The following is an 11,689-nucleotide window of genomic DNA, read 5'->3' as shown; positions in this document are numbered from 1 at the left end:
GACCGTCATGCCTTGACGCCGCCGGCCGACAGGCCGGACTGCCAGAAGCGCTGCAGGAGCAGGAAGGCGACGACGAGCGGGATGATCGAGACGAGGGAGCCGGTGATCACCGTGGAGAACAGGGCCTGGGAGCCGGAGCCGGCGGCGGCGGAGGACTGCCACTGGGCCAGCCCCACCGTCAACGGGAACTTCTGCGGCGTGTTGAGCATGATCAGCGGCAGGAAGTAGTTGTTCCAGGTCGCGACCAGGCTGAACAGCAGCACCGTCACCGCGCCCGGCACCAGCAGCCGGAAGGCGACGGTGGCGAAGATGCGGAACTCACCGGCCCCGTCCACCCTCGCGGCCTCGAGCATCGAGCCGTCGACCGCGTCCGCGGCGTAGACCCGCATCAGGTAGACCCCGAACGGGCTGACCAGCGAGGGCAGGATGATCGCCCAGTAGGTGTCGGTCAGCTGGGCCCGGGCGAACAGCAGGTAGGTGGGGATGGCCAGCGCCGTCGTCGGGATCATCACCGCGCCGAGGATGATGGAGAACAGCGCCCGGCCGCCCGGGAAGTCGTACTTGGCGAACGCGTAGCCCGCCGCGGTGGCCAGCAGGGTGGCCCCGATGGCGCTGGTCACGGCGTAGATCACCGAGTTCAGGGCCCAGCGGGAGAAGACGCCGTCCTGGAAGGTGAAGACGCTCCGCAGGTTGTCGACGAGGTTGAAGTCGGCGAACCACAACCCGAAGGTGCTGAACAGGTCGGCGTTGGACTTGGTGGAGGCGACCGCCAGCCAGTAGAGCGGGAACAAGAAGTAGAGCAGGCAGGCCACCATGACGACGGTGAGCAGCAGGCTGGTGCGCCGCCGAGGCTCGTCCCGGGACCGGGTCGGCCGGCTCGCCGGCGCCGTCAGCGGGGTGGTGGGTGCGGCGGTGGTGGTCATGACCGGGTCTCCTTGCGCTGGTTCCAGAGCTGCACCGCGTAGGAGAGGGCCATGATCACGATGCCCAGCAGGAAGGCGATGGCGGCGGCGTAGTTCACGTCCTGGTTGACGAAGGCGAGCGTGTAGGCGTAGAGGTTCGGCGTGTAGGAGTTCCCGATCACCGTCGGCGCGACGGTGCGCAGCAGGTTGGGCTCGTTGAAGAGCTGGAACGTGCCGATCACGGAGAAGATCACGGTGAGCACCAGGGCCGGCCGCACGTGGGGGATCTTGATCGACCAGGCGATCCGCGCCTCCGACGCGCCGTCGACGCGCCCCGCCTCGTAGAGCTCGGGCGGGATCGACCGCAGCGCGGCGTAGATGATGATCATGTTGTAGCCGATGAACTCCCAGTTCACGACGTTGATGATCGAGAAGAACATGCCCGTCGACGTGAGGAACGGCGGGGCCGGCAGCCCCAGCAGCGCCGCGGTCTGGGCGAAGGGGCCGAAGTCGGGGCCGTACAGGTAGCCCCACATCAGCGCCGCGACGACGCTCGGCACCGCGTAGGGCACGAAGATGCCGAGCCGGATGACCTTGGACAGCCGGGTCATCCCGCTGTCCAGGGCCAGCGCGAAGAACAGCGAGAAGCCGAGCATGAGCGGCACCTGGACCAGCAGGAAGCCCGCCATCCGGGCCACGCTGCCGAGGAAGTTCGGGTCGGTGAGGGCCTTGGCGTAGTTCTCGAGGCCCACGAAGGAGACACCGCCCACCAGCTGGCGGCGGAAGAACGACAGGTAGCCGGCGTAGCCGAGCGGGACGATGATCATCGCGAGGAAGATCACGAAGAACGGCAGGACGAACAGGTACGCGGCGCGGTACTGCCGCTTCTTCGCCACGGTGAGCCCGTGACGCTTGCGCTGCAGGGCAGCGGGAACGGTGGCGGTGGCCATCGGATGTCCCTTCCAGGACGGGGTCGGCAGGAGGGAGGTGCCGCCGCCGCGGCGGCGGCACCCGGGGACGTCAGGCGACGGTGAAGCCCTGGTCCTTGGCGTAGCCGGCGACGGCGTCCTGCCACTTCTGCAGGCCGGCGACCAGGTCGCCCTTGTCGGCGATGGCCTTGCCGAGCGTCTCGTTGAAGTTGGTGTAGACGAAGTCCATGAACGGCAGCCAGCCGAAGTCCGGCGTGACGGTCTCGGAGATGTCCTTGAACGTCGTGTTCACCTTCTGACCACCGAAGAACGGCGACTCGAGGTCGGCCACCTCGGGGTCGTTGAGGATCGTGGTCGACGGCGGGAACAGGAACTGCTCGGTGGCCAGCTTGAGCGCCGGCTCCTTCGCCGTGTTGATCCACAGCGCCAGCTGGGCGGCGGCGATGGGGTTGGCGCTGGTCTTCAGCACGGCGTCGGTCGAGCCACCCCAGTTGCCCGAGGCGGGGGCGGACTCGTCCCACTGCGGCAGCGGCACCGCACGCCACTTGCCCGAGGTCTTCTTGGCGGTCCCCTGGAGGAAGACGGGTCCCCAGGCGGCGGTCGGCCAGCTGGCGTACTTGCCGTTGGCCAGGCCCTGGTACCAGGAGTCGGTGAAGTCGGGGTCGACCGAGAGGCTGCCCGCGGCGAGCATCTCGCCCCAGAACCCGAGGACCTTCTTGCCCGCGTCGCTGGCCAGGTCGACGGTGACGGTCTTGTCCCCGTCGTAGGCGAAGGGCCGCGCACCCGCCTGCCAGAGGTAGGCGATGATCTGGCCGGGCTGGTTGGGCGCCAGGTTGGTGAGGTAGCTCTTCGGGTTGGCCGTGCGGTAGTCCGCGGCCGCAGCGGCGAACGCGTCCCAGGTGGTCGGCACCTCGACGCCGGCGTCGGAGAGCAGGTCGTCGCGGTAGAGCAGCCCCATCGGGCCGACGTCCTGCGGCACGGCGTAGACGACCTCGCCCTTGCTCACCTGCGACCACACCCACTCGGGGTACTGGTCCTTGATGCCGGCCACGCCGTAGCCGGAGATGTCCAGCAGGTTGTCGCCCAGGGTGAAGGAGGGGATGTACTGGAACTCCATCTGGGTGACGTCGGGCGCGCCCTGGCCGGACTGGATGGCCGCGCGCAGCTTCTGGTAGTGCGGCGAGCCCTGACCCACGTTGACCAGCTGGACCTTCATCGCCGGGTACTGCTTCTCGAAGAGGTCCACCTGGTTCTGGATGTCCGGGACCCAGGTCCAGAAGGTGAGGGTCGTCGGCTTGGCCATGGCCGCGTCGATGTCGGCCTGGCTGACCTGCGGACCGGCGGACGGGGCAGCGGGGCCGTCGTCGCCGCCGCCGCTGCAGGCGCCGAAGAAGACCGCGGCGGAGGCGAGGGACATCGTGCCGAGGAAGCCGCGGCGGGAGAGGGACGTGGACATGGGCGGACCTGCCTTCGTTGGGAGGTGCTGCGGGCCGCACCGCTCGGCTGAGGGGTGCGGGGGTGGCCCGGGGACGCGGTGGCCGGCGGGCTGCTGGAGGGACGGGGGCGGTCAGGGGCGCCCGGCGGGCGGTGGCCCGCTGGAGCGTCGTGGGACGAGCAGCGGCGGCGGGTCGCCGGCCTGGTCGAGGGGCTGCTCGCCCTCGATCATGGCCACCAGGTCGTGCAGCGCGCGCTCGGTCGAGCGCGTCTGGTCCAACCGGATCGTGGTCAGGGGGATCACCTGGAACTCGGCCTCGGGCACGTCGTCCACCCCGACCACCGAGACGTCCTCCGGCACGGCGACGCCCGACTCGACCAGGGCCCGGACCACGCCCATGGCCATCGAGTCGTTGGCGACGAACAGGCCGGTGGCCCCCGTCCGGGCGAGCTCGAGCCCGAGCGCGTAGCCCGAGCGGGCGGACCAGTCGCCCTCGAGCACGAGGGAGCCGTCGTGGCCGGCGGCCTCGAGCTCGCCCTGCCAGCCCAGCCGACGCGACACCGCCGCGTCCCAGCGCTGGGGACCGGCGACGTGGGCGAGGCGGGTGTGGCCGAGGTCGAGGAGGTGCCGGGCGGCGACCCGGCCGACGTCGGCCTGGTCCTCGTCGAGGAAGGCGACGTGCCGGACGCCCGGCAGCGGCCCGACGTTGCTGACGACCGGGAGGTCGCGGAGCAGGTCGGTGTCCAGCCGGACGTCCACGGACGGGACCTCGAGGATGATGCCCTCGGCGCCCCGTCGCAGCAGGGCCTCCACGGCCCCGTGCAGGTCGTCGATCCAGGGGTCGGGCGTGGAGTTGATGGCGAGGGAGTAGCCCCGGGCGCGGACGGCGTGCTCGATCGACAGCAACCGGGTGGCGGGGCCGTAGTAGCGGGTGCCGACGGCGATGGCGCCGATGACGTGGGTGCGCTGGGTGACCAGGGCACGGGCTGCCGTGTTGGGCCGGTAGCCGAGCTCGCGGACCGCGGCCAGCACCCGCGCGCGGACGTCGGCCCGGACGTGGGGCGCGTCGTTGATCACCCGGGACACCGTCTTCTGGGAGACCCCGGCGGCGCGGGCGACGTCCATCATCACGGGCGTGCGCCCCAGCCGTTCCGGCACCGTCTCCACACGACCCCTCGCCCCTCTGACTACGCTGTCAACCGGTCTTGACTGCGTAGTCAACTGACGCCGTGCAGGATTGTCAAGGGTTCGGCAGCGGTCGAGCCCGAGCCACGAGCCGCGGGAGGGACGTCGGTTGACCGAGACCATCAGCAGGGAGGCCGGCGCCCCGGCCCGGCCGGGACCGGCGGCCGAGGACGCCTGGTGGCGGACCGCCGTCATCTACCAGGTGTTCCTGCGGAGCTTCGCCGACGGCGACGGCGACGGGGTGGGCGACCTGGCCGGACTGCGCGCCCGGCTGCCCCACCTCGCAGCCCTCGGCGTCGACGCCGTCTGGGTCAACCCCTGGTACCCCTCCCCGATGGTCGACGTCGGCTACGACGTGGCGGACTACCGCGACGTCGACCCGGTCTTCGGCACCCTCGCCGACGCGGAGGCCCTGCTCGCCGAGGCGCACGCGCTGGGGCTGCGGGTGCTGCTGGACATCGTGCCCAACCACACCTCCGACGCCCACCCGTGGTTCCAGCGGGCCCGGGCCGGCGACCCGGTCGCCCGCGGCCGCTACCTGTTCCGGGAGGGCCGCGGCGAGGACGGGTCGCTGCCCCCCAACGACTGGGAGAGCTGCTTCCGCGGACCGGCCTGGACCCGGGTCACCGAGCCCGACGGTCGTCCGGGGCCGTGGTACCTGCACCTGTTCGCCCCCGAGCAGCCCGACCTGGACTGGCGCAACCCGGAGGTCCGCGCGGAGTTCCTGGACATCCTGCGCTTCTGGTTCGACCGCGGGGTCGACGGCTTCCGCATCGACGTCGCCCACGGTCTGGTCAAGGAGGCCGGGTTGCCCGACGCGCTGGGCAGCGACCGGCGGAGCGAGGAGCACCCCGGCTGGGACCAGGACGAGGTGCACGAGGTGTACCGCGACTGGCGCCGGCTGGCCGACGGGTACGACCCGCCGCGGGTCTTCGTGGCCGAGGCCTGGGTGGCCCGGCCCGAGCGGCTGCCGCTGTACCTGCGCCCCGACGAGCTGCACACCGCCTTCGAGTTCGAGCCGTTGCACGTCACCTTCCGGGCCGGGCCGTGGCGCGCCGTCGTCGAGCAGGGACTGGCGGCGGCCGCCGTCTCCGGCGCCCCCAGCGCGTGGGTGCTGACCAACCACGACGTCGTCCGGCAGGTCACCCGCTACGGCCGCGCGCAGCCCGAGCGGCGGGCGTCGAACGAGGAGCAGCGCGCCCGGTTCGGGGTGGACCCGGTCGACCTGGAGCTGGGTCGGAGGCGGGCCCGCGCGGCGGTGCTGCTGACCATGGCGCTGCCGGGGGCCGCCTACGTCTACCTCGGCGAGGAGCTGGGGCTGCCCGAGGTAGAGGACCTGCCCGCCGCGCGCCGCCGCGACCCCATCCACGCGCGGTCCGGCGGCACGGACCCCGGCCGCGACGGCTCCCGGGTCCCGCTGCCGTGGTCGGTCGGCTCCGCGTCGGCGGGGTTCTCCCCACCCGGCGCGGCGGAGCCCTGGCTGCCGCAGCCCGCCGGCTGGGCGGAGCTGGCCGTCGAGGTGCAGGAGCAGGACCCGGGCTCCACGCTGTGGCTCTACCGGCGGCTGCTGGCCGCCCGCCGGCGCCTGCTCGTCGACGCGGGCCCGCTGCGCTGGCTGGAGAGCGGGGACGAGGACGTGCTCGCCTTCGTCCGCGGCGAGATCGCCTGCTGGGTGAACTTCGGCCCGGCGGCCGTGCCCCTGCCCGCCGGCGAGGTCGTGCTGGCCTCGGGGCCGCTGGCGGACGGTCGGCTGCCCCCGGACACCGCCGTCTGGTCGCGGACCCCTCCGGGCAGGGGCTTTCGGCCCGGGTCCTGAGCCCCTGCCCCGGGTCGGGTCCGGTCCGTACGCTGGCCGTGCCGGCCGCCCCGACGACCGGTCCGACCGCGGACCCCCTGCCGCGGTCGGACCTCAGCTGCAGGAGGACCTGTGTCCCGCTCCCCCGGCGCCCGACGCCTGACCGCCGCCCTCGTCGGCCTCGGCACGGCCGTCGGCCTGCTCGCCCTCGCTCCGGCACCGGCCTCGGCGGCCACGGTGCAGCGGGCGTCGTGCGTCGACGGCGGCGGCGTCCGCTGGGACGTGCAGGTGACGTGGGGCGCGCCGTACACCTCCGGGACGACGACGAAGGTGGCCCTCGACCGAGCGGGCTGGACGACGTCGACGAGCGGGCCGCTGCCCACCGACTCCCGCGTCCGCACCTACGACGGCGACGGCGAGCGGCTGCAGGACCTGCTCTGGTCCGGCTCCTTCGACTACCAGGACGGCGCGGCCAGCAGGGCGCGCAACCCGGTCAACCCGCCGAGCGCCCCCGGGCGGGCCAAGGTCGTGGTGAGCCTCGGCGTCGACGGCGACGGCTTCGGGAGCTGCTCGGTGACGCTCAAGCAGCCCGCGGCGACGACGGCCAGCGCGGCCGACCGGTACGAGAGCGACGTCATCGCCGCGACCAACCCGGAGCGGACCAGCCGCGGGCTGGCCGCCCTCACGGCGCAGAGCTGCCTGGACTCCTACGCCGAGAGGCAGGCCCGCGCGATGGCGGCCGAGGAGCGGATGTACCACCAGGAGCTGCGGCCGGTCCTCGAGGCCTGCGACCTCCGCACCGTCGGCGAGAACGTCGCCTACGGCTACCCGAGCGGCGCCGCCGTGACGGAGGCCTGGATGGACTCCCCCGGCCACCGCGCCAACATCCTCAACGCGCAGTTCAGGCTGATCGGCGTCGGGGCCGCCCAGAGCTCCGACGGCGTCTGGTACTCCGCGCAGGTCTTCGGCACCCTGGCCTGAGGCCCGCGGCCCGACCCTGACCAGGCCCCGCGGCCTGAGCGAAGCCCGCGGCCTGAGCCCGTCGAGGGCCCGGCGAGGCTCAGCTGACGGGGTCGCCGCCGGTGACGCCGAGCATCTCACCGGTGATGTAGCTCGACTCCTGGGAGGCGAAGAACACGTAGACCGGCGCGAGCTCGGCCGGCTGGCCGGCGCGACCCAGCGGGGCGCTCTCGCCGTGCGAGGAGGCCCGCTCGACGGGCATCGTCGCGGGGATCAGCGGCGTCCAGATCGGGCCGGGCGCGACCGCGTTGACCCGGATCCCCTTCTCGGCCAGCTGGCTGGCCAGGCCCCGGGTGAAGTTGTGGATGCCGGCCTTGGTGGTCGCGTAGTCGAGCAGCTCGGGCGAGGGGCTGACGGCCTGCACGGAGGCGGTGTTGATGATGGTCGCCCCGGCCTCGAGGTGCGGGAGCGCCTTCTGGCACAGCCAGAACAGGGCGTAGATGTTGGTCTTCATGACGCGGTCGAGCTGCTCGGTGGAGATGTCGGCGATGCCACCCGACTGCGCCATCTGGTACGCCGCGTTGTTCACGAGGATGTCGAGCCCGCCGAGCTCGGAGACCGCGGTGTCGATGATCTGCTGGCATACCTGCTCGTCGCGGATGTCGCCGGGGCAGCGGACGGCCTTGCGGCCCGCCTCCTCGATGAGCCGGACGGTCTCGTCCGCGTCGGCCTCCTCGTCGGGGAGGTAGCTGATGAGGACGTCGGCCCCCTCGCGGGCGAAGGCGATGGCCACGGCGCGGCCGATGCCGGAGTCGCCCCCGGTGATGACCGCCCGACGGCCGGTCAGCCGCTCAGAACCGCGGTAGGTGTCCTCGCCGTGGTCGGGCTGCTCGGTCATGTCCCCGCTGAGACCCGGGTGCGCGATCTGGTCGTCCATGCCCTCGGGCTGGGCGTACTGCGTGGTGGGGTCGGTCTTCGTCGTCTGATCCGTCATGGCCTCCCCTGTACCCCGACCGGCCCGATCCCAACGGCCGGTCACGCCGAGGTGGAGGGGTGCGGGTGCAGCCGGCGCAGCCACCGCTCCGTCTCGGCCACGTGCGCGGCCGCCGCCGTCTCGGCCCCGCCGGAGTCCCGGGCCGCGATCGCGGTGGCGATCGCGCGGTGGCCGTCGTCGCTCACCCGCTTGATCTCCGGCCCGGCGTCGGAGTCGAAGATCTGGTAGTTGCGGCTGCGGCTCCGGAACACCTCCAGCAGCGCGGCCAGGGTCGGGTTGCCGCCCGCCTCGGCGATCATCGAGTGGAAGCGGTGGTCGAGCTCCCCGCTCGCCTCCGCGTCGGTGCTGGCCTCGAGCTCGACCAGCAGGGCGTCCATCCGCTCGACGAGCCCGTCCGGGCGCCGGGCCGCCGCCTGGGAGGCCGCGTGCCCCTCGAGGACCCGCCGCAGCTCGTAGATCTCCAGCAGCCCCTCCAGCGGCAGCAGGCCCAGGGTCAGGCTGAGGCTGCGGACGATGTCCGCGGCCCGCAGCTGCGCGACGTAGGTGCCCGAGCCCTGCCGCACCTCCACCACGCCGAGCGCGGCGAGCATCCGGACCGCCTCGCGCAGCGAGCTGCGGGAGACCCCCAGCTCGGAGCAGAGCTCGCTCTCGATCGGGAAGCGCTGCCCGGGCTGCAGCCGGCCCGTCGCCACCATCTGGCGGAGCCCCTGGAAGGCCGTCTCGACCGCCGACATGCGCACTCCCTCCGTCGCCCCGCGGGGCCGGGGCGGCCCGGCGCCATTGTGCCCGGCCGTGCCGCCGCAGCCCGACTGTGTCTGACGAATTGACGTGATCGTCACATCTGGTGCTTCCCAGGAGTTCATTCATCAGACAGGATGAGCGCATCCCACCCCCAGGAGCATCTGTGCCCACCACGACCGACGTCGCCGCGCCGGCCCCGCTGACCGCCCCGGACGGCCACCCCGCGGCGTCGCTGTGGGCTCTGCACCCGGACCTGCGGCACCTCAACCACGGCTCGTTCGGGGCCGTGCCGCGGGCGGCGCTCGCGCACCAGGCCGAGCTGCGCCAGCAGATGGAGCTGGCGCCGGTCGCCTGGTTCCCGGGCCTGCCGCAGCGGATCGAGGGCGCCCGCCGGCTGCTCGCCCCGCGGCTGCACGTGGAGCCCGAGCGGCTGGCCCTGGTGCTCAACGCGAGCGCCGGCGCCAGCGTCGTCTACGGCAGCCTCGCCCTGCCGCGGGGCGCGGAGGTGCTGGTCACCGACCACGGCTACGGCGCCGTCACCGCCGGGGCCGCCCGCGCCGCCCGCCGCGCGGGCGGCCGGCTCGTCACCGCCGCGGTCCCGCTGGCGGCGGCGGAGGACGAGGCGTTCGAGGCCATCTGGGCCGGGGTCACCGACCGCACCGCGCTCATCGTGCTCGACCACATCACCTCCCCGACCGCCCGGCGGCTGCCCGTCGGCCGGGTCTGCGACGAGGCGCGCCGCCGCGGCATCGCCACCCTCGTCGACGGCGCGCACGCGCCCCTGCTGCTCGAGGACCCGGTGGCCGAGGCCGACGCCGACGTCTGGGTGGGCAACCTCCACAAGTACGGCTGCGCCCCGCGCGGGACGGCGGTGCTGGTGGCCCGGCCGGAGGTCGCCGACGGGCTGCACCCCCTGATCGACTCCTGGGGCGCCGGCCTGGCCTTCCCCGAGCGCTTCGACCACCAGGGCACGCTCGACCTCACCGGCTGGCTCGCCGCCCCGACCGCCCTGGAGCTGGTCGACGAGAGCTTCGGCTGGGACGCGGTGCGCCGCTACACGACGGCCCTGGCCGACTGGGCGCAGGACCTCGTCGCCACCGCCCTCGGTGAGGCGTCGGGGGTCGACTGCCACGCGCAGGTCGGGATGCCGGTGGGTCCGCTCCGGCTGGTGGGGCTGCCCGGCCGGCTCGCGACCGGGCACCTCGAGGCGAACGCGATGCGCGACCGGATGCTCGCCGAGGCCGGCATCGAGACCGCCTTCACCGCCTTCGCCGGCCGTGGTTACCTCCGGCTGTCGGCGCACGCCTACAACACCCCCGACGACTACCTCGACCTCGTCGAGCGCGCCGTCCCCCTGCTGCTCGCGTGGGCCGTCGAGGCCGCGCCCGCACCCGCCACCGTCAACCCCCAGGAAAGAAGAGAGCAGTGAACCGCAGATCGTTCCTCCTCGGCACGGCCGGCCTGGCCACCGTCTCCGTCACCGGCCTCAGCAGCTGCTCGAGCGGCGGCTCCGACGCCGGCAGCAGCGGCGGGGGCGGGGGCGGTGACGTCACCCTGCAGATGGTCGAGAGCCTGACCAACCCCGCCCGATCCAAGGTGCTGGAGAAGCTGCTGGCGGAGTTCGAGGCGGCCAACCCGGGGATCAAGGTGCAGCTGGTGTCCCCGCCGACCGAGCAGGCCGACCAGAAGATCCAGCAGATGCTGCAGGCCAGCAGCGGGGTCGACGTGCTGGAGGTCCGCGACCTCACCGTCGGGCCCTTCGCCAACAACGGCTGGCTCTACGACATGACCGCCGCCACCGAGGCCTGGTCGGGCTTCGACCAGCTCACCGAGCAGGCGCAGAAGTACAGCAAGCACAGCGACGGCAAGACGTACTTCATCCCCTACGGCTTCTACGGCCTGAGCCTGTTCTACCGGACCGACCTGGTCGCCGAGGCCGGGTTCTCCGGGCCGCCGAAGACCTGGGAGGAGCTGCTGGAGCAGGCCGCGAAGATCCAGGACCCGAGCAAGAACCGCTACGGCTACGCCTTCCGCGGCGGCAAGAACGGCAACGGCAACGTCGTGGCTGCCATCGAGGCCTACGTCGGCGACAGCATCGACCGCGAGAACGCCTTCAAGATCCAGGGCGGTCAGTCGATCTTCGCCGCGCCGGAGGCCCAGGCCGCGGTGGACACCTACTTCGAGCTGTTCCGGCGCGCGTCGCCGCCGTCGTCGGTCGCCTGGGGCTACCCCGAGATGGTCGAGGGCTTCAACAACGGCTCCACCGCCTTCCTGCTGCAGGACCCCGAGGTCATCGCCACCATCTCGGCCTCCAGCACGGTGAAGGCCGACCAGTGGAACACGGCGCCGCTGCTGACCGGCCCCTCCGGCAAGGCCTCGCAGCCGGTGGCCACCGCCGGCTGGGGGGTGGCCAAGGCCAGCAAGAACCCCGAGGCGGCGGTGAAGCTCGTGCAGTTCCTGTCCGGCGACGCCTCGACGACGTTCGCCAAGGAGAACAGCCTGGTGCCGATCCAGAAGACCGCCGGCGCGGACGCGTTCTACAAGAGCGGCCCCTGGGCCTCCTACGTGACGATGACCGAGAACCCCGACACCTACCTGACGGTGGTGCAGCCGCGCGGGGTGGCCTGGTGGACCGAGTGGTCGACCAAGGCCGACAGCGACGTCCAGAAGGTGCTCATCGACAAGCTGTCGACGGCCGACCTGCTGAAGGGCTGGGACGCCTACTGGACCGAGAAGTGGAAGGGCTGA

General features: G+C 72.8%; 10 protein-coding genes. 4 read left to right on the top strand and 6 right to left on the bottom strand.

The genetic code is table 11. The features are described 5' to 3' along the window. Positions 1-5: 5 nt before the first annotated feature. The 4 genes from BLT72_RS01580 to BLT72_RS01565 form a co-directional block, all read right to left on the bottom strand. Positions 6-923 carry a carbohydrate ABC transporter permease gene (locus BLT72_RS01580; RefSeq protein WP_091409219.1) on the bottom strand — a complete coding sequence of 306 codons (918 nt, stop codon included), beginning with the start codon at positions 921-923 and terminating at the stop codon, positions 6-8. Beyond that, entirely contained in the window at positions 920-1,852 is a 933-nt protein-coding gene (locus tag BLT72_RS01575) for a carbohydrate ABC transporter permease (RefSeq protein WP_091409216.1), read from the bottom strand. Before BLT72_RS01575 ends, BLT72_RS01580 begins: the two co-directional genes overlap by 4 nt. Positions 1,853-1,922: 70 nt before the next feature. Next, entirely contained in the window at positions 1,923-3,287 is a 1,365-nt protein-coding gene (locus BLT72_RS01570) for an ABC transporter substrate-binding protein (RefSeq protein ID WP_091409213.1), read from the bottom strand. 111 nt (positions 3,288-3,398) lie between these two features. After that, positions 3,399-4,433: a LacI family DNA-binding transcriptional regulator gene (locus BLT72_RS01565; RefSeq protein WP_197677159.1), complete on the bottom strand. Its 1,035-nt coding sequence runs from the start codon at positions 4,431-4,433 to the stop codon at positions 3,399-3,401. Between the two features lie 127 nt (positions 4,434-4,560). Here BLT72_RS01565 and BLT72_RS01560 point away from each other — a divergent pair, with 127 nt between their 5' ends. Next, complete coding sequence (locus tag BLT72_RS01560) at positions 4,561-6,267, top strand: glycoside hydrolase family 13 protein (RefSeq protein ID WP_231930267.1); 1,707 nt, start codon at positions 4,561-4,563, stop codon at positions 6,265-6,267. 111 nt (positions 6,268-6,378) lie between these two features. Then, positions 6,379-7,227, top strand: a complete 849-nt coding sequence (locus BLT72_RS01555) for a CAP domain-containing protein (protein ID WP_091409209.1) — start codon at positions 6,379-6,381, stop codon at positions 7,225-7,227. A gap of 79 nt (positions 7,228-7,306) precedes the next feature. Here BLT72_RS01555 and BLT72_RS01550 read toward each other — a convergent pair whose 3' ends face one another. Continuing rightward, positions 7,307-8,200, bottom strand: a complete 894-nt coding sequence (locus tag BLT72_RS01550) for an SDR family oxidoreductase (protein ID WP_091409205.1) — start codon at positions 8,198-8,200, stop codon at positions 7,307-7,309. A gap of 41 nt (positions 8,201-8,241) precedes the next feature. Further along, complete coding sequence (locus BLT72_RS01545; RefSeq protein ID WP_091409202.1) at positions 8,242-8,934, bottom strand: FadR/GntR family transcriptional regulator; 693 nt, start codon at positions 8,932-8,934, stop codon at positions 8,242-8,244. Positions 8,935-9,104: 170 nt separating this feature from the next. On the opposite strand from BLT72_RS01545, the gene BLT72_RS01540 reads away from it, so the two are divergent. Both BLT72_RS01540 and BLT72_RS01535 read left to right on the top strand, forming a co-directional pair. Beyond that, positions 9,105-10,370, top strand: coding sequence for an aminotransferase class V-fold PLP-dependent enzyme (locus tag BLT72_RS01540; RefSeq protein WP_091409199.1), 1,266 nt, complete (start codon positions 9,105-9,107; stop codon positions 10,368-10,370). Further along, positions 10,367-11,689, top strand: a complete 1,323-nt coding sequence (locus tag BLT72_RS01535) for an ABC transporter substrate-binding protein (protein WP_091409194.1) — start codon at positions 10,367-10,369, stop codon at positions 11,687-11,689. The genes BLT72_RS01540 and BLT72_RS01535 overlap by 4 nt, the downstream gene beginning before the upstream one ends.

This window comes from Friedmanniella luteola (genome assembly GCF_900105065.1).
Taxonomy (GTDB): domain Bacteria; phylum Actinomycetota; class Actinomycetes; order Propionibacteriales; family Propionibacteriaceae; genus Microlunatus; species Microlunatus luteolus.
This window is presented reverse-complemented; position numbering and strand designations above follow the sequence as displayed.

Bases quoted from the DNA above. Each gene is read 5' to 3' on its own strand.
- BLT72_RS01575 (WP_091409216.1), bottom strand. From the start codon at position 1,852: ATGGCCACCGCCACCGTTCCCGCTGCCCTGCAGCGCAAGCGTCACGGG.
- BLT72_RS01570 (WP_091409213.1), bottom strand. From the start codon at position 3,287: ATGTCCACGTCCCTCTCCCGCCGCGGCTTCCTCGGCACGATGTCCCTC.
- BLT72_RS01580 (WP_091409219.1), bottom strand. From the start codon at position 923: ATGACCACCACCGCCGCACCCACCACCCCGCTGACGGCGCCGGCGAGC.
- BLT72_RS01550 (WP_091409205.1), bottom strand. From the start codon at position 8,200: ATGACGGATCAGACGACGAAGACCGACCCCACCACGCAGTACGCCCAG.
- BLT72_RS01545 (WP_091409202.1), bottom strand. From the start codon at position 8,934: ATGTCGGCGGTCGAGACGGCCTTCCAGGGGCTCCGCCAGATGGTGGCG.